This window comes from Methylobacterium sp. Leaf117 (genome assembly GCF_001422985.1).
Classification (GTDB): Bacteria; Pseudomonadota; Alphaproteobacteria; order Rhizobiales; family Beijerinckiaceae; genus Methylobacterium.
Window position 1 is genome coordinate 122,231 of the sequence record NZ_LMNL01000001.1, and the last position, 19,711, is coordinate 141,941.

A 19,711-nucleotide genomic window follows, 5' to 3' on the forward strand; every position below is an offset into this window, starting at 1 on the left:
GTACGGTAGCACGTTCAGATCAACTTCAAGCCCTTGAAGCTCGCGTGTCCCTCGCGACCCAGGATAATGTGATCGTGAATGACGATGCCGAGGGGATCGAGCACTCCCAGGATCTCGCGGGTCATGCGGATGTCGGCGGCCGAGGGCGTCGGATCGCCGGACGGGTGGTTGTGGGCCAGGATGATCGCCGTCGCCGAGAGTTCGAGGGCGCGGCGCGCGACTTCCCGCGGATAGACCGGAGTGTGATCCACGGTGCCGCGACCCTGAACCTCGTCGGCGATGAGGTGGTTGCGGCGGTCGAGGAACAGGATGCGGAACTGCTCGCGCGGAGCGAAGGCCATGGTGGCGCGGCAATAGTCCAACACGGCGCTCCACGAGGAGAGCAGCGGCCGATCGGCGATGGCGCCGCGCGCCAGCCGGTGACCTGCCGCTTCGATGAGCTTCAGGTCGGCGATGACCCCGGCGCCGATGCCTTCAATTTCAGCAAGTCGCGCGGGTTCGGCGCTCACCACCTCGGCGAAGCTGCCGAAGCGCCGGATCAGGGCCTTGGCCAGGGGCTTCACGTCCCGGCGCGGAATCGCCCGGAACAGCGCCAACTCGAGCAGTTCGTAATCCGGCAGGGCATCGGCCCCGCCCTGGGCGAAGCGCGCCCGCAAACGGTCGCGGTGCCCGAGGTAGTGGGGCTCCGCCGGGCCGCCGCCGGCCTCCTCCGGCCCACCGTCCGGTCGTCGGTCAGGTCTGGGAGGCGGCCGGTCCGTCACGGCGTCGCGGTCAGGCGGCGGTGGGCGCGGGCTGGTGCAGTCCCTTGGGCGACAGGGTGAAGATCTCCGCCCCCGTCTCCGTCACCGCCACCGTGTGCTCGAACTGCGCCGAGAGCGAGCGGTCGCGCGTCACCGCCGTCCAGCCATCGGACAGCACCTTCACCGCCGGGCGGCCGAGATTGATCATCGGCTCCACGGTGAAGAACTGGCCGGGCTGGAACTTCACGTCGTAGCTCGGCTCGACGTAGTGCAGGATGGTCGGGGCATCGTGGTAGGTGCGCCCGAGGCCGTGGCCGCAGAAGTCGCGCACCACGGAACAGCGCTCCGATTCAGCATAGGCCTGGATCGCCCGGCCGATATCGGTGGTCGAACCCCCGGGCTTGATCGCCGCGATGCCGCGCATCAGGCATTCGTGGGTGATCTCGCACAGGCGCTGGGCGCGGCGCGGCACCTCGCCGACATACGCCATGCGGCTCGAATCGCCGTGCCACCCGTCGACGATGAGGCAGATGTCGAGATTGACGATGTCGCCTTCGCGCAGGGGCTTGTCGTTCGGGATGCCGTGGCAGACGACGTGGTTGATCGAGGTGCAGATCGACTTCGGATAACCGCGATAGAGCAGGGAGGCCGGGTAGGCGCCGTGGTCCATGGCGAAGGTGTAGGCGAGCCTGTCGAGATGTTCGGTGGTGACGCCGGGGGCGGTCGCCTCCATCAGCACGTCGAGGGCTTCCGCGGTGAGCCGGCCGGCCTTGCGCATACCCTCGAACCCCTCCGGGCCATGGATCGGCGGCTGGGGCGCCCGCCGTCCGCTGTCGGAGACGGCCTGTTCGTTCTGGGTCATGGAAAAATTTCGCGAAGCGGTCCGGGGCTGGCTCGACCCCTATGTACGGTGAGGTCGGCGCGAGGCCAACCCTCGCTCCGTTTTCACGCGGCTCGCGCCGTCCGCACTAGGCTTGCGCCGGGCGAGCGGCTAGAGACGGATCTCGGCAGACCCCACGACACGGATGCCCGATCGGGACGATGGCCCGGCGGGCCGGCAGGCAGGACGAGGCGATGGCTGACAAGGCGGTGCCGCATTTCCACAACGAGCCCGGCGTGGCCGTGATCCATGTCGGCTCGAAGGAGTTCATGTGCATCGGGGCCAAGCCCCCGTTCGACCATCCGCACATCTTCCTCGACATGGGCGCCGAGGACGAGATTATCTGTCAGTATTGCTCGACGCTGTACCGCTACCGCCCGACCCTGGCCGCCGGCAACGCCGACCCCGCCATCTGCGTGTGGGACGACCGGACCCCGGCCGCCGCCTGACCGGGCGGATTGGCTCCGTGCCGGGCGACTTCGTGCCAGCATTAAGCATCGCCATCGTGGGGGCGGGGATCGGCGGCCTCACGGCGGCGTTGACCCTCGACGCCGCCGGCCACGCCGTGACCCTGATCGAGCGCCGGACCGGCTTCAGCGAGGTCGGCGCCGGCATTCAGATTTCGCCGAACGCCAGCCGGGTGCTGATCGGGCTCGGCCTCGGGCCGGCCCTGCGCCGGGCGGCGAGCGAGCCCCCCGGAGTCGTGGTGCGGGCGCTCGCCTCCGGCCACGTCATCGGCGGCGTCGCCCTGGGCGCCAGCCTGCGCGAGCAGTTCGGCGCGCCCTACTATGTGATCCACCGGGCCGACCTGCAGACCCTGCTCCTCGACGCCGTGCGCGGGCGCCCCAACATCCGCCTCCTGGTCGGACGCGACGTCACCGCCCTCGCCGAACGGCCGAACGGCATCGACCTCACCCTGGAGAGCGCAAGCGGGTCGCGCAGCGAAACCTTCCCGGCCGATCTCGTCATCGGCGCCGACGGGGTCCGGTCCCGCCTGCGCGGGCATCTCGACGGCCACCGCCTGCGCTCCAGCCGCGCGGCGGCGTGGCGGGCGATCGTGCCACGCGAGGCCTTCCCGTCCGAACTCGACGGGGATTCGACGGGCTTGTGGCTCGGGCCGGCGCGGCACGTGGTGCATTACCCAATCCGGGGCGGCCAGCACGTCAACGTGGTGGCGGTCATCCCGGAGCGGACCGGCAGCCAGGGCTGGGGCCAACTCGGCGAGCCCGCCGTGCTGCGCGCCCGGTTTCGCGATGCGGCGGCGCCACTCGCGGCCCTCCTGGCAGTGCCGGATTCCTGGCTGGTCTGGTCCCTCGAGGACCGCGACGCGTCGCGGCCGATGGCCCGCGGCCGCCTCGCCCTCCTGGGCGATGCCGCCCACCCGATCCTGCCGTTCCTGGCTCAGGGCGCGGCGCTGGCGATCGAGGATGCGGCGACCCTGGCCAGGGTCCTCGACCCCCGCGAAGGCCCGCTCGATCCCGGCGCGGCGCTGGCGCGCTACAGCCGCCTGCGCACGGCCCGGGTCCGCCGGGTCCGCCGTGCCGCCCGCGCCAACGGTCGCACCTACCATGCCGGCGCTCTGGTGGCCCCGATCCGCAACGCCGTGATGCGCCGTCTCGGACCCGAGGGCATGAACCGCCGCTACGCCTGGCTCTACGGCTGGACGCCCTGATCCGGCCCGTCCGGACGGGACGTCTTGATCTCCGGATGCGGCCCCGCTACCGCTGATCCCGGCATGCGGACGTGGCGAAACCGGTAGACGCACGAGACTTAAAATCTTGCGGCTGAAAGGCTGTGCGGGTTCGAGTCCCGCCGTCCGCACCAACCCGTAATCGCCCGAACGGCCTCGCCCCCAAGCCCGCCAAAAAATCTCAAAAGCTGTAGCCGACCCTGAGTCGCATCTGGTGGCGGTCGAAGTTTGTCAGGTCGAGGGGGCCGGGCTCGGTGACGGCGGTTCCGGCCACCTGGAAACTCCAGGTGACGGAGGCCCAGGCATGGGGGGAGAGCGTCGTGTAGAGGGTCGGCCCGAGATAGACGGCCTGGCCGGCGAGGCGACCGAGGGTCAGCCCGTCATAGGTGCGCGCGTATCGCGCTTCTCCGCCGACGAACAGGCCGGGGCGAACCTGGTAGGCGAGGGCGCCTGCCCATTCGGTGCCCGAGGCGAGCGCGAGGTCGTCGCCCGCGTCGAGCCGCGTCGACGCGAAGGCGACGGTGGCGTTGAGGGCGGCGACGAGCCGGCCCGGGATCAATTCGTAATCCGCCAGCAACCCGATTTCGGTGCCGACGCTGCGGGCCCTCGCTCCGGACCCGCTGTCGACGGCGCTATAACTGGGGACGATGTTGAGGGTGAGCCCGAACGGGCCGGTCCGGCGATCGAGAAGGCGCAGGCGGGTTTCCAGGAAGGCGCCCGCCGGGCCGCCGCTCAGCCGCGCCGGATGTCCCGGCACGTCGATCTCGTAGGCATTGAAGGTGATGCCGGGGGCGAGCCGGACATTGCTCGTCAGGGGCACCTTCAGCGCCAATCCGCTGTCGATGGCGACGAACCGCCCGAGACGCTTGCCCAGACGCCCGGAGGTTTCCCATTCCAGCTCCGCCTCACCGGGGACGCCGAGGTCGCTGCCCTCGGTGAAGCCGAACAGGTGCTCGCTGTCGAGGTCACCGGGGGTGAGGTTTTCCGCGGCCGTCGGAAGGGTCTGTGCCTGGGCGCCGGATGGAAGAAGCGCCTGTCCGCCGGCCAGCGAAACGGCCGCCCATAGCGCGGCGAATGCCGAGCGCGCGTTCGGAACCTCCCAACCCTGCATCGTCACCCCTCATATTATAGCCAGTGCTATATGAGTAAGGGTGAGCGGTGTGATTAAGTCAATGCTGTCCGGCGCTGCCGAACCGTGCGCGATCGGCCACCCCGAGGCCGGCAGGATGGATCAGCCGGAGGGTCGATGACCGGACTTGACTCGACCGAGCCGGCTGCGTCGGGGGGCGGAGCAGGGCGCGGCTCGAGATGCCGCGCTTAGCGTCGCTTCCGCCGGAGATAGGCGAGCGCCGCCGCGACACCCAACACGGCCGCGCCGATCACCAGCGGCGAGGCTCCCGGTTGGCGGCGTTGGTCCCGGTCGATTCCCGGCCCGAGAATCCATGCGAGGGAGCGCCGCAGTTCCGCCGGCGCGTCCCGGTCGAACCATTGCCCGTGCGCGAAGATGACCCTGTCCGGGTGGAAGGCCACCAGCCGCTGCGCCGCGCTCAGGATTGCCCGATGGTTGGTGCGCAACAGGAGGCGGAGGTAGAGCGGCGCCTTGCCGTCCGGTGCGACGATCCCGAGGAGGCGCGCGACCGGGCGCATGATCACCGGCAGGAGGTCGCCTTCCAGGTTGATGACGAGATCGGTGAGAAGCAGCGTCCGGCTCGGCCGATGGAACAGGCAGATTTCCCGGAACACCGGCCCGGTGATCAGCACTTGGTCGATCTCCTCGGCCCAGACCCGCGGCGACCGGTCCGTCAACTCTGCATCGATCCGGACACCCGAGCGGCGCACCTGTCCCCGATCCTCGAGTCCCGGCACCGCCCAGGTGATCGCGTTGGGGCAGGCACCCTGCCAGTCCCGCAGGAACATCCAGTGCCCCACGCTCGGCGCCACCAGGTGGCCGATGCGTCCCAGCCGCTCCAAGGCGCGCTGAAGCTCCGGGCGGTACGGGACCGGCGAATGCAAAAGCAGCTCGCCGCCGGCTAGCCGCAGCACCGTCATGCGGATCGGCAGCGGCAGGCCGCCCGCATGGATCGGCGCCGCATCGACGATCCAGACACCATCGGTGACCGGCTTCGGAATGTTCAGGGGCGGATAGCTGATGTCCTGAGCATCCTGGATCTCTCGGGTGTCATGATACTCGTGGGCCAAGCGCTCGAACTCCCTCGCGGATGTGGTCGCCTGGGAGAACGCGAAGCCGCAACCCCGGGGTCCCTGCGCCGAATCGCGGGGGCGGTTTTCGGGCCGTCTCGCGAATGCCCGTCCCTCACCACCGGACCGCGACAGGGCCGGTCCCGATGCACGCATCGGTTCCGTCCGGTGCTCCGGGCGTGACGGAATTCACCGATCTGTCTCGTCGTTCGTCGGCATGGCCGGGGTTCGGGCTTGAGCGACCTTGCCGCTGACCAGTAAACGGGACCATGTCGCGCCGTATTCGCGCGACCGTCTTTCCCTGAGGAGCCCGCATGACCCCGGATCAGGTGATTCTCGTTCAGGACAGTTTCGCCAAGGTCCGGCCCATCGCCGACACGGCGGCGGATCTGTTCTATGGCCGGCTGTTCGAGATCGCTCCTCAGGTTCGCCCGATGTTTCCCGATGACATGCGGGAACAGAAGAAGAAGCTGATGGCGATGCTGGGCCTGGCGGTGACCAATCTCCACAAGCCGGAGACCGTGGTGCCGGCCCTCCAGACCCTCGGCCGCCAGCACGTGTCGTTCGGAACCCAGGCCGCCCATTACGAACCCGTCGGTGCGGCCCTCCTTTGGACCCTGGAGCAGGGCTTGGGGCCGGATTTCACCCCGGAGGTGCGCGAGGCTTGGGTGGAGACCTACGGCTTGGTCGCGAGCGTCATGAAGGCCGCGGCGGCCGAGGTCCGGCCCCCCGCCGCCCCCAGCGCAGCATGATCCGGCCTCGCGGCCTCTCGGGGGCTCCGGAACCAACCGGCCGGACACGCGTCTGCGTGATGGTTTCCCATGTGCAAAGGGCCCCGATGCGCCGCCGCCTGTCGCCCCTTCTCTCCGGCCTCGTCGCCGCCCTGGTCCTGGCCTGTCCCGCCGCCGCCGAGGTTCTGATCTCGGTCGACAAGGACGCGCAGCGCATGATTGTCGCGGTCGACGGTCAGACCCGCTACACGTGGCCCGTCTCGACCGGCGCCGACAGCTACGACACTCCGAGCGGAGCCCACCGGCCGTTCCGGATGGAGCGCACCCATTTCTCCCGCGAGTTCGACGACGCGCCGATGCCCAATGCGATCTTCTTCACCGGGCAGGGACACGCCATCCACGGTACCAACCAGACCCGCCGGTTGGGCAGCGCGGCCTCCCATGGCTGCGTCCGACTCGCGCCGAAGAATGCCGCGACCCTGTTCAACCTCGTGAAGGCCGAGGGCATGGCCCGGACGCGGGTGGTCATCGAAGGCAGCGCGATCATGGCCTCCCGCCGCCGCCGCCAGGACGACGACGGCATCATGTCGGCGGGGATGCAGATGGGACGCGAGCCCTCCGGTCGTGTCGAGCGACCGGTCGTGGCCTTTCGCGCGGTCCCGCGCCGATCGTCCGCCTACGATGTCGGCGATCCGGGCTTCGACGGTGGTCCCTACGGTGTCGGCGACGGCCTCGATTGATCCGTCAGGGCCGCGTTCACGACGCGCCTCATCGCCACGCATTCGCCCGCTGCGTGTCGTGATCTGGCGCGTCGTGGTTTGACGCATCCTCTACGGATGCGTCGTGTACTGACGCGTCTTGGACCGGCGCGGCGAGAGACAGGATGACGGTCTCGACCCGGTTCCGCCCCGCGCGCTTGGCCCGGTAAAGGGCATCGTCGGCGGATCGCAGGAGATCGTCGGCCCCGGTCGCCAGCCTTCCGAGATGACCATGGGCCGTCGCGACGCCGACGCTGACCGTGACGCAGGTGCCGCCCGGCAGTCCTGGATGCGGATAGGCGAGGCGCAAGACCGCCGCGCGCAGGCTCTCGGCGATGGTCGCGGCCTGGCCGGGATCGTTGCCGGGCAGGAAGGCGATGAACTCTTCGCCGCCGTAGCGCGCGACCTGCGCCCCATAGGCCCCGGCTGAGTCGGCCAGAGCCTCGGCCACGCAGCGCAGGCAGCGGTCGCCCTCGAGGTGTCCGGAGGTGTCGTTGAGACGCTTGAAGGCGTCGATATCGATGAGGGCCAGGGTTGCCCATTCTCCGCGGGCGCAGGCCTCCTGCCAGCCGGCCTGCAGCCGCAGCGTCGCACTGCGGCGGTTGGGCAGCCCGGTGAGCGCATCCGTTTCGGACAGGATGGTCAGGCGCGCATTCGCCTCGGCCAGGTCCACCTCGCGGGCCGCCTTCTCCAGGGTGAGCAGGAAGGATTCCTTACGGGTCCATTCGCGCGAATAGGCGAGCTTCAACGGGACCAGGATGAGGCTGGCGATCAGCAGGGGCAGGCCGGTGGCCTCGCTCCGCGGAAGTGCGATCCCGATCACGTAGGTCGCGTAGAGGGCCAGGGCGCTGCCGGACAGCACAAGGCTGTGCCGGAAGGACAGCGGTGCGATCATACCGACCACCATGGGCACGATCACCGCGATGACCAGATAAGTGTCCGCGTGGGCCGGCGGGGCGATCCGGGCGCTGTTCAGCACGATGGCCATGTCGAGCAACGCCACGCCCGTCACGAGGGCGGCCTGACGCCGGGCCGTCGTGATGCCGCCCAGGGCCAGGATCGCCAGCGTGCAGAGGGGGATGAACACGGCCAGCGTCAGGAAGGCCGGAATGAAGAACCGTTCGGAACCGAACAGGTCGTAGTCCATCTTCAGGGAAATGACGTTGAAGACGATGAAGATCAGGAGCCAGGACTGAATATAGGTGCCCGACGACCACCGGATCGTGGCGTCGAACTGGTGTTCGAGGTCTCCCGGCAGGCGAAGACGGTACCAGGGCCTGCAACGGGCTCCTTCGATCAGGCTTGGCCCGATCAGACATGGCCCGATCAGACATGGCCCGATCAGACTTGGCTCGATCAGACTTGGCCCGTTCAAAATTGGATTTACGGTGTCCATGGAGATCTGCCAGCTTCAGTGCCGGGACTATAGGCCATGGCTCGGGAGAGACCTGTAAAAATTCCACCGGTCCTGACGATTTCCCGTTCAGAAATCTCCGGCGTCGTGTCGTAGCGAGATCGGAGCGCGTTCCATCGGTCGCAGATGCGCCCGCGTTGCATTCATGCGCGATCCTGATAAGGCTGACCGAATGCTGAAGGATCGAGCCAGATTGTACGCACGGCCAACGCCGCCGTAGCCGTCGCTCTCCCACGAACATCACTCGCATCTCCGTCGCTTGCTGCCGCAATGGGCAGGTGACGTCCAATTCGTCTTTCCGTCACGCCGGTCGTGCGGGAACGCCTGGATCGTTTCAAATCATGTCCCTGACGAACCTGCGGAGCCAATGGGCTCCCGATATCACGCGCGAATTGCTGGCCGGCACCGTGGTCGCCCTGGCGCTGATCCCCGAAGCCATCGCCTTCTCGCTCATCGCGGGGGTCGACCCCAAGGTCGGGCTCTACGCCTCGTTCTGCATCGCGGTCATCACCGCCTTCGCGGGCGGGCGGCCGGCGATGATCTCCGCCGCCACCGGCGCCATGGCGCTGGTGATGGTCACCCTGGTGAAGGATCACGGCCTCGGCTACCTCTTCGCCGCCACCATCCTGACCGGCCTGTTGCAGATGGCGGCGGGTGCCCTGCGTCTCGGCAACCTGATGCGCTTCGTTTCGCGCTCGGTCGTCACCGGCTTCGTCAACGCGCTGGCGATCCTGATCTTCCTGGCGCAGATGCCGGAACTGATCGGACAGGGAAATACCGTCTACCTGATGACGGCGGTCGGCCTCGGGCTGATCTACGGGTTGCCCTACCTCACGAAGGCGGTGCCGTCTCCGCTCATCGCCATCCTGCTCCTCACCGCCGTCTCGATGGCCATGGGGCTGCCGATCCACAAGGTCGGTGACATGGGGGCGCTGCCCACCGAATTGCCGTTCTTCGCGCTGCCGCAGGTGCCCTTCACCCTGGAGACCCTGCGCATCATCCTGCCCTACGCGCTCACGCTGACTATGGTCGGCCTGCTGGAGAGCCTGATGACGGCGGCCATCCTCGACGAGATGACCGACACCGGTTCGAACAAGAACCGCGAATGCGCCGGACAGGGCCTCGCCAATGTCGGGGCCGGTCTGTTCGGCGGTATGGCGGGCTGCGCCATGATCGGGCAATCGGTGATCAACGTCTCGTCCGGCGGCCGCGGTCGCCTCTCGACGCTCTGGGCCGGCGCCTTCCTGCTCTTCCTCATCGTGGTGCTCGGCCCCTACGTGGCACAGATCCCGATGGCTGCCCTGGTGGCGGTGATGATCATGGTGTCGATCAACACCTTCCAGTGGGGGTCCCTGCGGACCCTGCTGACCCATCCGAAGAGTTCGAGCTTCGTCATGCTCGGCACGGTCGCGGTGGTGGTGGCGACGCACGATCTCGCCAAGGGCGTCCTGTTCGGCGTGGTTCTCAGCGGATTGTTCTTCGCCCACAAGGTGACCCGGTTCTTCGCCGTCACCTCCGATCGGACCGGGACGGTGCGGACCTACCGGGTCACCGGGCAGATCTTCTTCGCCACGGCGGAAGCCTTTCACGCCGCTTTCGATTTCCGCGAGGTCGAACTGACCGGGATCGTGATCGACCTGTCGGAGGCCCATTTCTGGGACATCACCGGCGTCAACGCCCTCGACCGCGTGGTCCTCAAGTTCCGCCATCACGACATCGCGGTGGAGATCGTCGGCATGAACGCCGCCACCGCCACGATGGTCGAACGCCTGGGAACCCATCACAGGCCGGGCGCGGCTCTGGCCGCGGGTGGTCATTGAGGGGCCTCGTTCGGAGGCCGCCGGGGCGGGCGACGACCGGGAAGCGGGGGCTGGCCCGCAACCTGCAGCGGGTCGGGCTGGCGCGGGTCGGGTGCGGGTCGCATCCCGGCGCCATTGACCGACCCGAGACCGGGCTGACATCAGACACAACAATCGCATGACCGTCGCGCTGGCGCGCTACGGTCATGCTGGCGCAACCTGCCGCGGCTGAGGCAAGCTGCGTCGGGATCCGCCCGGACGCGAGGAGACAGAGGTCATGAGCGCGCTTCACCCGGAAATCGCCGCCGTCACGGCGCGCATCATCGAGCGCTCGGCCCCCTCGCGAAAGGCCTATCTCGACCTGATCGCGCGCGAGCGCGAATCCGGCGTCCACCGGCCCATGCTCAATTGCGGCAACCTCGCCCACGGCTTCGCCGCGTCCGGCGAGGACAAGACGGTGATCAAGTCCGGGCGTGCGATGAACCTCGCCATCGTCACCGCCTACAACGACATGCTGTCGGCGCATCAGCCCTATGGCCGCTACCCCGAGCAGATGAAGCTGTTCGCCCGCGAGGTCGGCGCCACGGCCCAGGTGGCCGGCGGCGTTCCGGCCATGTGCGACGGCGTCACGCAAGGGCAGCGCGGCATGGAGCTGTCGCTGTTCTCGCGGGATACCATCGCGCTGTCCACGGCGGTGGCCCTCAGCCACGGCATGTTCGACGGGGCGGCGCTGCTGGGCATCTGCGACAAGATCGTGCCGGGGCTGCTGATCGGCGCGCTCCGCTTCGGCCACCTGCCGATGATCCTGATCCCGGCCGGGCCGATGCCCTCGGGGCTCGCCAACAAGGAGAAGCAGCGCATCCGCCAGCTCTATGCCGAGGGCAAGGTCGGGCGCGACGAACTGCTGGAGAGCGAATCCGCCTCCTATCATGGAGCCGGCACCTGTACGTTCTACGGCACGGCGAACTCGAACCAGATGATGATGGACGTGATGGGCGTCCACATGCCCGGCGCATCCTTCATCAACCCTGGCACGAAGCTGCGCCAGGCCGTGACGCGGGCGGCGGTCCATCGCCTCGCTGAGATCGGGGCCAACGGCAACGATTACCGGCCCCTCGGCCACTGCATCGACGAGAAGGCCATCGTCAACGCGGTCGTCGGGCTGCTGGCGACCGGCGGATCGACCAACCACGCCATCCACCTGCCGGCCATCGCGCGGGCGGCCGGCATCGTCCTCGACTGGGCCGATTTCGACCGGCTCTCGGCGGTCGTGCCCCAGGTCGCGAAGGTCTATCCCAACGGTTCTGGCGACGTGAACCATTTCCACGCGGCCGGCGGCATGTCCTACGTCATCGCCAGCCTGATCGATGCCGGGCTCCTGCACGACGACATCCTGACCGTGGCCGGGAGCCGCCTGCGCGACCATGCCCGCGACCCCAAGCTGATCGACGACCAGCTCGTCTACGAGGACGCGCCGGAGCGCTCGCATGACGAGACCATCCTGCGCAGCCCGGCGGAGGCCTTCCAGCCGGATGGCGGCATGCGCCTCGTCAAGGGCAATCTCGGCCGCGCCACCTTCAAGACCAGCGCCGTCGATCCGTCGCGCTGGACCGTCGAGGCGCCGGCCCGCGTCTTCGACGACCAGGACGACGTCATGGCGGCGTTCAAGGCCGGGGAACTCGAACGGGACGTGGTGGTGGTGGTGCGCTTCCAGGGACCGCGCGCCAACGGCATGCCCGAACTGCACAAGCTCACGCCTCAGCTCGGCGTGCTGCAGGATCGCGGCTTCCGCGTCGCTCTCGTCACCGATGGGCGCATGTCGGGCGCCTCCGGCAAGGTGCCGGCGGCGATCCATCTGAGTCCGGAAGCACTCGGCGGCGGCCCCCTGGCCAAGCTGCGCGATGGCGACATCGTGCGCCTGAGCGCGGAGGCCGGAACCCTCGAAGCCCTGGTCGACCCGGCTGAATGGGCGGGCCGGACCGACGCCGTGCCGCCGCCGCCGGCCTTCGGCACCGGTCGCGAGCTCTTCGCCTTCCTGCGCCACGGCGCCGACGGGGCCGAGCAGGGCGCCTCCGCCATGCTCGCCGCCGCCGGCCTCTGACACTCGCCTCCGCCCAGCCAAGGATGCCGTCCATGACCACCATCGACACCCTGATGCGCTCCGTCCCCGTCATTCCGGTGCTGGTGGTGGAGGATGTCGCCCAGGCCGAGCCCATCGCCCGCGCCCTGGTGGCGGGTGGTCTCACCGCCCTGGAGGTGACCCTGCGGACGCCCGCCGCCCTCGACGTCATCCGGGCCATGGCGCGGGTGGAGGGCGCCGTGGTCGGCGCCGGGACCGTCCTCAATGCCCGCGACCTCGACGCGGCGCTCGAGGCGGGCGCGCAGTTCATCGTCAGCCCCGGCCTCACCGATCCGCTGACCCGGGCCGCGCTTGCTCGCGGCGTCCCCTACCTGCCGGGGGTCGCCAATGCGGCCGACATCATGCGCGGCCTCGATCACGGCCTCGATCGTTTCAAGTTCTTCCCGGCGGAGGCTTCCGGCGGCATCAAGGCGCTCAAGGCCCTGGCAGGCCCCTTCGGGCAGGTCCGGTTCTGCCCGACCGGCGGCATCTCCGAGGCCACGGCGCCGGATTGGCTCGCCCTCTCGCCGGTGCTCTGCGTCGGTGGCAGCTGGGTGGTTCCCCCGGGCGTGCCGGAGCCGGACCTGATCCGCCGCTCGGCCGAGGCGGCCAGCCGCCTCACGGGCTAGATCCCGTCGATCTCTCCGAGACCCGCAGCCGCCGGCCGTGGAGGAATCGGCCAGCGGACACGTCGGTTTCGCGTCCGTCGGCCAAGAGGATCGGCGAGTCACGGATGCCTGCTGTGTCGATCCCGGCCGGTCTCTTGTGATCCGTCACGAAGGGTATCTGATTCTCATCCCTGGGACCCGCAAGCGGAGCTTCGCGAATCGTGCCGCGCGGCTCGTTTCCCGTCCTGAGCCGGTCATCCACATCCCAAAGATCTGCTTGAGATCATTTTGGTATGCCAGCGGACAAAGCGTCGGTTTGAGACCATTCGCTGAGCAATCGGGATGGAGCCGGATTGTCTGCGGCCTTCTCAGAAGTGTCATAAATCACAGATTATTCCGTATTTCCTGAGACTTGCAGCTCATCCCGGACCACCCGACCGGCGCGGAAAACAGGCACCGCTTCGAAAAAGCTGCCCTCAGAACAGTCACTTAGCCACCTGTTCAACGTTGCAAGCCCGCAACAGCAGGCCGGAACCGCCGCCGCGATCACGATTCCGAGTTGCCGCAAAGAAGGCGCTCGCACACAGTGATTGGGCGTTGGGGGCAACTCCGGGGCAATCAACAATTTCCGGCGGTAACGCCTGGTCATTCAAGAACAAAGGGCGACGCGACATCGAGATCCTCGAAGATCTCGGGCGTAGTACGCTTTCCTCGGGTCTCGAAGCTTTTGGAGAATTCAATGAAGCTCTTGAAGAGCTCGCTTCTCGCCTCCGCTGCAGGATTTGCCGCGGTCGCCGGAGCACAGGCAGCCGACCTTCCGGTCAAGAAGGCTGCCCCAATCGAATACGTCCGTGTCTGCTCCGCCTACGGCGCAGGCTTCTTCTACATCCCCGGCACCGACACCTGCATCCGTCTCTCAGGCCGCGCCCGTATCGACGTCGGCTACCAGCCGACCGATAGCCGCTCCGGCTCGAACGGTGACACCACCGGTTATATCGGCCTCGCCCGCATCAACGTCGATGCCCGCACGCAGACCGCCTACGGCACCCTGCGCGCCTTCGTGCGCCTCCAGTTCGCCTCGCGGACCGGTGCTACCGGCGGCCTTCGCTCGGGCACCCAGGAGCGTATCGGCAACGCCTTCGGCGCCACCGGCCAGGACCAGAACGGTCGCGCCCAGCAGTTCGTGAACACCGACAAGGCGTTCATTCAGTTCGCCGGCCTCACCGCCGGTCGCGCGTCGTCGTTCTTCGACTTCTACGCCCACGATTTCGAGTTCGCCGGCGCCACCGCCAACTCGGACCTGCAGTCCACCAACCTGCTCGCCTACACGAGCAAGCTCGGCGGCAGCGGCCTCTCGGCCACGATCTCGCTGGAAGACCCGACCTTCCGCCGCAACACCATCTATTCGCAGGTGTTCGGTGCCAACACCACGTTCACCCCCGCTGGCTCGCAAGTTGGCATCAACGTCGCCAACACCGGTGCGCCGTCGCCGATCTTCACGGGTAACGGGTTCTCCAACGTCGATGTCGCGCAGCGTAACCGCATGCCCGACTTCGTCGGTGTCCTTCGGTACGATGCCGCCTGGGGCTCGGCGCAGATCTCCGCCGCCGTCAAGGAGCTGAACACCGGCAACTTCATCTCGGGCGCCGCTCTCGGCCCGAACGGAACGGCGCTTGCTCCGAACCTCGCCGGTACCGGTTTCGCCGGTCTGGCCGGCACGCTCCAGCGTCCCGCCAGCGAGTACGGCTGGGCCGTTCAGGCCGGCGCCAAGATCAACATGCCCTTCATCGCACCCGGCGATACCCTGTACCTCCAGGGTGCCTACGGCGAAGGCGCGACGCTCTACACCGGCTACTCTTCCTACAATGGCAGCTACGCGTCGCGCGCCAGCACCATCAACGGCGCTGCGTTCGACCCTTACATGTCCGATGCCACGCTCAACCCCTTCACGGGCAAGATCGAGCTGTCGACCAGCTTCACGGTTGTCGGTTCGTTCCTGCACTACTGGGCTCCCGAGTGGCGTTCGGCCGTGTTCGCCAGCTACGGCGAGCTGAACTTCGCTCGTGGCGCCCGCGCCGCCAATGCCGCCGTGTTCCAGTCGACCGGCTCGACCGGTCAGTTCACGGGTGTTCCCGGCCAGGTGTCCTTCAACGTCAGCCCCGTGCTGCGTGACAACTATCAGATCGTCGCCGGCGCCAGCATCATCTGGTCGCCCGTCAAGGATCTCGATATCGGTCTCGAAGGCTTCTACACCAAGGTTGGTGTCCAGAACGGTCGCGTCGTCGACATGACCCGTTCCAACGGCGCCGTCACGGCCGCCAACATTGCCAACGGCAGTGTCCGGACCGTCACCGCAGACGACACCTTCCAGCTGCGCGCGCGCGTCCAGCGCGACTTCTAAGCGACGGAACGGTCCGGTCCGGGCTCCCGCTGAGCCCGGACCCTCCATCTTCGAGACAGGCGAACTGGCCCGGCTGCAAAGTCGGGCCTTTTTGCATGTGCGCAGCATCGCCCGATGGGAGCGTGGCGGCAGGACAGTCTGAGGCTCGGGACGCCATGTCTGAGGCTTTAGAAGTCCTGTTGACGCTTCGCGGCACGCCCCTTGCCAGGGCGGGAAGCGTTTCCGTCTTGGACAGCGCGAAAACAACGATTGCGGCGGCAAAGTCCCCTGCTACGTTGCTTATGTAAGTCTCAGTGATCGCCGGTGCGGCGATCGACCCTCCGGAGTCAGCCTGCAGATGCGTTCGTGCCATCAGAGATCCACCCTGCCTGCCGTCGCCCTCAGCTTCGCGCTGTTGGTGCTCGCGGGAGGGAGCGCCCAGGCGCAAGACCTCACCGGGACCCTGAAGAAGATCAAGGAAACCAATTCGATCACGATCGGCTACCGGGACGCGTCCGTGCCGTTCTCGTATCTCGACGGCGATCAGAAGCCGGTCGGTTACGCCCTTGAGATCTGTCAGAAGATCGCCGAGGCGGTGAAGACCAACCTCAAGATGCCCAATCTCGAGGTGAAGCTGAACCCCGTCACCTCCGCCACCCGCATCCCGCTGATCGCCAACGGCACCATCGATCTCGAATGCGGGTCGACGACCAACAATCCCGACCGTCAGAAGCAGGCCGCCTTCACCAACACGCACTTCCTGACCGCGACCCGCTTCGTCGCCAAGAAGTCGGCCAAGCTCGACAAGATCGAAGATCTGAAGGGCAAGACCGTGGTCTCGACCTCGGGCACCACCAACATTCGGCAGATCAACGAGGTCAACACGGCGCGCAACCTCGGCCTGACCATCCTGCCGGCCAAGGACCATGCCGAAGCCTTCCTGATGGTCGAGACCGGCCGGGCCGCCGCCTTCGTGATGGATGACGTGCTGCTGGCCTCCCTCGCCGCCAGCTCGAAGGACCCCGGTGCCTACGCGATCTCCAGCGAGGCGATCTCGAAGCCCGAGCCCTACGGCATCATGCTGCGCAAGGACGACGCTCCGTTCAAGGCCGTGGCCGACGAGGCGACCGCCAAGCTCTACAAGAGCGCCGAGGGCCGGGCGCTCTACGACAAGTGGTTCACCAAGCCGATCCCGCCGCGCGGCATCAACCTGAACCTCCCGATGAGCGAGGCCATGATCAAGGCCTTCGCCTCGCCGAGCGACAGCCCGGACCCGGCCGCCTACTGAACCGAACCATCCGGACGACCATCCACCGACGCCTCGCCCTTCCTCAGGGCGGGGCGTTTCGCGTCCTGGCGTCTGTCAGGGATCCGTCGAAATCCGATGATCCCCACAAGACAAACGAAAGACGCGAACCCCCGCGCCGAATCTCATCGCCCGGCCGTCTCACCCCCTGCGGCCGAGTGCTCTCCTCCGGCAGAGCCCGCGAGCCGTTCCATCGTGGCGAAGAGCACCGACCAGTCCACCGGCTTGGCCACGTGGGCGTCCATGCCGGCAATCCGGCAGCGCTCGATCTCCTCCGGCATGGCATTGGCGGTCAGGGCGATGATCGGCGTGCGCGGCCGGCCCTCCAGGCGCTCGCGGAGGCGGATCGCCTGCGTCGCCGCCAGCCCGTCCTGTCCCGGCATCTGGACGTCCATGAGGACGAGGTCGCGGGGACGGTCGAAGGCCGCCGTCACCGCCTGCTCGCCGTCGTCGACCACGTCGACCACATGCCCCTTCTGGCGCAGCACCGTGCCGATGATCTCCTGGTTGATGGCGTTGTCCTCCGCCAGCAGCACCCGCCAGCTCGGACCGGCCCGCCGAGCCAGCGTCGTCGGGGTCGGCGCCGCCGCGGCATCCGCGCCGGCCGCGCGGTGCAGCGGTAGCCAGAACCAGAAGGTCGATCCCTCGCCGAGCCGGCTCTCGCCGCCGATCTCGCCACCCATCAGGTGCACCAGCCGTCGGCAGATGGTGAGTCCGAGGCCGGTTCCGCCGTACTGGCGCGAGGTCGAGCCATCGGCCTGGGCGAAGCGTTCGAAGATTTGGGACAGCGTCTCCGGCGCGATCCCGATCCCGGTGTCGATCAGGGCGATCCGCAGGGTCGCGCCCGGGCGCGGCGCATCGTCGGGCGCCGGTGCCCAGGTGACCCGGAGGGTCACCGAGCCCGCGGGCGTGAACTTGATCGCGTTTGTGGCGAGGTTGAGGATGACCTGCCGCAACCGGGTGGGGTCGCCGAGAAGCCAGTCCGGCACGTCGTCGGCGATCTCCGTGACGAATCGGACATCGCGGACCTGCGCGATCTCCGCGCTGAACTCCCGGCAGGCCTCGACCAGGGCCCGCAGGCTGAACGGCACGGATTCGATGACGAGCTGGCCGGCCTCGATCTTCGAGAAATCGAGGATGTCGTTGACGATGGTGAGCAGGGAGCGGCCGGATTCCTGGGCCAGCCCGACCAGACGCGCCTGATCCGGTGTGAGCTGCGCGTCCCCGCGCAGGAGATCGTGGACCCCGAGGATGCCGACGAGCGGGGTGCGCAGTTCGTGGCTCATATTGGCCAGGAACTCCGCCTTCGCGCGGGCGCCGGCCTCGGCGGCGACGCGGGCCCGCTGCAGGTCGGCTTCCTGGCTCTGGCGTTGTGACACGTCGCGGATGGCCTGGATGATCTGGACGTCGCCCCCTTCCTCAATGCGCCGGAAGGCGGCTTCGACCCAGATGTCGGACCCGGATTTGTGGCGCATCCGATAGATGACCGACCCGGTCGGCTGCTCGGGGCCGAGGGCGTGCAGGGTGGCCGAGAGATTGGCGATGTCCTCGTGATGCACGAGGGTGCGCAGGCCGAGGCGATTGGCCTCGACGGCATCGTAGCCGAGCATCCCCGTCACGGCCGGGGAGATGTAGAGGTGGCGCCCGGAGGCATCGTCGAGGACGATCAGGTCGGCGGTGTAGTCGGCGAGCAGGCGATAGCGCGCCTCGCTCTCCCGCAACTGCTCGTCGGAGTGACGGCGGTGCGTGATGTCGGTGAGGGTCTGAAGGTGCCCGTCGCCGTTCAGCATCGGCAGCGAGCGGATCTCGATCACCCGTCCGTCGGCCCGTCGGCGCTCGGAGCGCAGTTCGGTGGTGCGCCGGTTCTCGTCGAGGTGCCAGTGCTTCGGGTCCTGGATCAGGGTACCCCAGGTGCCGGTTTCGCGCAGATGCTGGCGGAGAATGCGATAGTCCGGCTTGGTCGCCAGGATCTCGGGCGAGATCGCCAGGATCTCTATGGCCCGGCGATTGATGACGGGGATGTGCCCGGTCCCGTCGATTCTCAGCAGCCCCTGATCCATGCTCTCGAGGGTCGCTTCGAGCAGCGCGGATTTCTCGGCCAGGGCACGCTCGGCCTGCTTCAGCTCGGCGATGTCGGCAAACACGCCGAAGATCGCCTCCGGCTGGGTGCCGTCGGAGGGATCGCGGCCGGACCGCTCGGGCAGGCAGAGGCCGCGCACGAGAACGTCCCGCACCTCGCCGGACGGCCGGACCAGCCGCAGGGCGATGTCGAACCCCTCGTGCCGGCGCAATGCGCGGGCGATCCGCCGCACCATGCCGCGACGGTCGTCCGGGTGGCAGGCGGCGATACTGCCCGGGATGGTGGGAACGAAGCTCTGCGGCTCGTGCCCGTGGATCCGGTAGACTTCGTCGGACCACGTCAGGACGCGCGAGGCCAGGTGGAGATGCCAGTGGCCGATATGGGCGACCTGCTCGGCCAGGACGAGGCGGCGGTTGGCATCCAGGGTTTCGGGCTCCGCCTGTGCGAGGTGGCTGATGTCACGCCGGGTGACGAGGACGCGATCCACCGGGCCGGTGCCGGGTCGTCGTAGGGGCACACAGGTGGTTTCCGTCGCGGGCGCCGCCGATGATCCGTCCGCCGGTATCTGGCTCCGCACCGTCGTTCCGGTCGCAGCCGCCTGGGCGAGATCCCGCCGCATCGCCGCACCCTCGGATGCGGGCAGCAGCGCCGAGACGTCGCGACCGAACCGGCCGTCGTCGCCCCCGAAGGCGGCCGCTGCCGCAGCATTCCAGGCGGCGAGACGGAAACCGCCATCCGGCGAGACCGCGAAGACGAGGTGCGGATCGGCCGAGGCATCGAACACGGCGTTCAGCAGACCGGCGTTGCGGCCCGCTGCGCCTGCGGCCCGTCGACGCCGCCACCGGACGAGCCCGAGCGTGCCTGCGCCGACCAGGGCTGCCAATCCGACGCCGATCCCGAAGCTGCCCGGTGACCACGCCTGCAGGGACCCGGTTTCGATCGCGGATGCGGGTTGAGCGGCAAACAGGAAGACCGGCGTGCCGCGTGCGGCCCCAACTGCCATCCAG

15 protein-coding genes and 1 tRNA gene are annotated in these 19,711 nt (G+C 68.2%); 10 read left to right on the forward strand and 6 right to left on the reverse strand.

The window, feature by feature from the left end; genetic code table 11:
- Positions 1-14: 14 nt before the first annotated feature.
- The gene (gene radC / locus ASF57_RS00535) at positions 15-761 is read right to left on the reverse strand and encodes a DNA repair protein RadC (RefSeq protein WP_056478864.1); all 747 of its coding nucleotides are present in this window, start codon (positions 759-761) and stop codon (positions 15-17) included.
- 10 nt (positions 762-771) lie between these two features.
- Positions 772-1,602 (reverse strand): type I methionyl aminopeptidase, encoded by an 831-nt coding sequence (map, locus tag ASF57_RS00540; protein ID WP_056189977.1) that lies wholly within the window; start codon positions 1,600-1,602, stop codon positions 772-774.
- A gap of 212 nt (positions 1,603-1,814) precedes the next feature.
- On the opposite strand from map, the gene ASF57_RS00545 reads away from it, so the two are divergent.
- The 3 genes from ASF57_RS00545 to ASF57_RS00555 all read left to right on the forward strand — a co-directional run bounded on the left by ASF57_RS00545 (position 1,815) and on the right by ASF57_RS00555 (position 3,444).
- Complete coding sequence (locus ASF57_RS00545; protein WP_056190104.1) at positions 1,815-2,069, forward strand: zinc-finger domain-containing protein; 255 nt, start codon at positions 1,815-1,817, stop codon at positions 2,067-2,069.
- 32 nt (positions 2,070-2,101) lie between these two features.
- Complete coding sequence (locus ASF57_RS00550) at positions 2,102-3,292, forward strand: FAD-dependent monooxygenase (RefSeq protein WP_056480091.1); 1,191 nt, start codon at positions 2,102-2,104, stop codon at positions 3,290-3,292.
- A gap of 65 nt (positions 3,293-3,357) precedes the next feature.
- Positions 3,358-3,444, forward strand: a tRNA-Leu gene (locus ASF57_RS00555).
- Between the two features lie 47 nt (positions 3,445-3,491).
- On the opposite strand, the gene ASF57_RS00560 is transcribed toward ASF57_RS00555, so the two are convergent.
- Both ASF57_RS00560 and ASF57_RS00565 read right to left on the reverse strand, forming a co-directional pair.
- On the reverse strand, positions 3,492-4,421 hold the full coding sequence (locus ASF57_RS00560) for a hypothetical protein (protein ID WP_056478867.1): 930 nt from the start codon (positions 4,419-4,421) through the stop codon (positions 3,492-3,494).
- A gap of 206 nt (positions 4,422-4,627) precedes the next feature.
- Complete coding sequence (locus ASF57_RS00565; protein ID WP_244476753.1) at positions 4,628-5,509, reverse strand: DUF4336 domain-containing protein; 882 nt, start codon at positions 5,507-5,509, stop codon at positions 4,628-4,630.
- A gap of 314 nt (positions 5,510-5,823) precedes the next feature.
- On the opposite strand from ASF57_RS00565, the gene ASF57_RS00570 reads away from it, so the two are divergent.
- Both ASF57_RS00570 and ASF57_RS24265 read left to right on the forward strand, forming a co-directional pair.
- Positions 5,824-6,261: a globin family protein gene (locus ASF57_RS00570; RefSeq protein ID WP_056189981.1), complete on the forward strand. Its 438-nt coding sequence runs from the start codon at positions 5,824-5,826 to the stop codon at positions 6,259-6,261.
- An 86-nt stretch (positions 6,262-6,347) separates the two neighbouring features.
- Positions 6,348-6,980, forward strand: a complete 633-nt coding sequence (locus ASF57_RS24265) for a L,D-transpeptidase (RefSeq protein ID WP_244476754.1) — start codon at positions 6,348-6,350, stop codon at positions 6,978-6,980.
- A gap of 28 nt (positions 6,981-7,008) precedes the next feature.
- On the opposite strand, the gene ASF57_RS00580 is transcribed toward ASF57_RS24265, so the two are convergent.
- Complete coding sequence (locus ASF57_RS00580) at positions 7,009-8,394, reverse strand: GGDEF domain-containing protein (RefSeq protein ID WP_156375907.1); 1,386 nt, start codon at positions 8,392-8,394, stop codon at positions 7,009-7,011.
- Positions 8,395-8,753: 359 nt separating this feature from the next.
- Here ASF57_RS00580 and ASF57_RS00585 point away from each other — a divergent pair, with 359 nt between their 5' ends.
- The 5 genes from ASF57_RS00585 to ASF57_RS00605 all read left to right on the forward strand — a co-directional run bounded on the left by ASF57_RS00585 (position 8,754) and on the right by ASF57_RS00605 (position 16,606).
- On the forward strand, positions 8,754-10,232 hold the full coding sequence (locus tag ASF57_RS00585) for a SulP family inorganic anion transporter (RefSeq protein ID WP_156375908.1): 1,479 nt from the start codon (positions 8,754-8,756) through the stop codon (positions 10,230-10,232).
- A 256-nt stretch (positions 10,233-10,488) separates the two neighbouring features.
- Positions 10,489-12,312, forward strand: a complete 1,824-nt coding sequence (gene edd, locus ASF57_RS00590; RefSeq protein WP_056189983.1) for a phosphogluconate dehydratase — start codon at positions 10,489-10,491, stop codon at positions 12,310-12,312.
- 32 nt (positions 12,313-12,344) lie between these two features.
- A complete protein-coding gene (gene eda / locus ASF57_RS00595; protein ID WP_056189985.1) occupies positions 12,345-12,959 on the forward strand; it encodes a bifunctional 4-hydroxy-2-oxoglutarate aldolase/2-dehydro-3-deoxy-phosphogluconate aldolase in 615 nt (204 codons plus the stop codon).
- A 718-nt stretch (positions 12,960-13,677) separates the two neighbouring features.
- Positions 13,678-15,339 (forward strand): porin, encoded by a 1,662-nt coding sequence (locus ASF57_RS00600; RefSeq protein ID WP_056478870.1) that lies wholly within the window; start codon positions 13,678-13,680, stop codon positions 15,337-15,339.
- 337 nt (positions 15,340-15,676) lie between these two features.
- A complete protein-coding gene (locus ASF57_RS00605) occupies positions 15,677-16,606 on the forward strand; it encodes an amino acid ABC transporter substrate-binding protein (protein ID WP_056478873.1) in 930 nt (309 codons plus the stop codon).
- Positions 16,607-16,749: 143 nt separating this feature from the next.
- Here the strand turns inward: ASF57_RS00605 and ASF57_RS00610 are convergent, their stop codons facing one another.
- The gene (locus tag ASF57_RS00610) at positions 16,750-19,707 is read right to left on the reverse strand and encodes an ATP-binding protein (protein WP_056478876.1); all 2,958 of its coding nucleotides are present in this window, start codon (positions 19,705-19,707) and stop codon (positions 16,750-16,752) included.
- Between the last annotated feature and the right edge of the window lie 4 nt (positions 19,708-19,711).

Coding starts and splice junctions, on each gene's coding strand:
- map (WP_056189977.1), bottom strand. CDS start 1,602: ATGACCCAGAACGAACAGGCCGTCTCCGACAGCGGACGGCGGGCGCCC.
- ASF57_RS00545 (WP_056190104.1), top strand. CDS start 1,815: ATGGCTGACAAGGCGGTGCCGCATTTCCACAACGAGCCCGGCGTGGCC.
- ASF57_RS00560 (WP_056478867.1), bottom strand. CDS start 4,421: ATGCAGGGTTGGGAGGTTCCGAACGCGCGCTCGGCATTCGCCGCGCTA.
- ASF57_RS00570 (WP_056189981.1), top strand. CDS start 5,824: ATGACCCCGGATCAGGTGATTCTCGTTCAGGACAGTTTCGCCAAGGTC.
- ASF57_RS24265 (WP_244476754.1), top strand. CDS start 6,348: ATGCGCCGCCGCCTGTCGCCCCTTCTCTCCGGCCTCGTCGCCGCCCTG.
- ASF57_RS00580 (WP_156375907.1), bottom strand. CDS start 8,394: ATGGACACCGTAAATCCAATTTTGAACGGGCCAAGTCTGATCGAGCCA.
- ASF57_RS00585 (WP_156375908.1), top strand. CDS start 8,754: ATGTCCCTGACGAACCTGCGGAGCCAATGGGCTCCCGATATCACGCGC.
- edd (WP_056189983.1), top strand. CDS start 10,489: ATGAGCGCGCTTCACCCGGAAATCGCCGCCGTCACGGCGCGCATCATC.
- eda (WP_056189985.1), top strand. CDS start 12,345: ATGACCACCATCGACACCCTGATGCGCTCCGTCCCCGTCATTCCGGTG.
- ASF57_RS00600 (WP_056478870.1), top strand. CDS start 13,678: ATGAAGCTCTTGAAGAGCTCGCTTCTCGCCTCCGCTGCAGGATTTGCC.
- ASF57_RS00605 (WP_056478873.1), top strand. CDS start 15,677: ATGCGTTCGTGCCATCAGAGATCCACCCTGCCTGCCGTCGCCCTCAGC.
- ASF57_RS00610 (WP_056478876.1), bottom strand. CDS start 19,707: ATGGCAGTTGGGGCCGCACGCGGCACGCCGGTCTTCCTGTTTGCCGCT.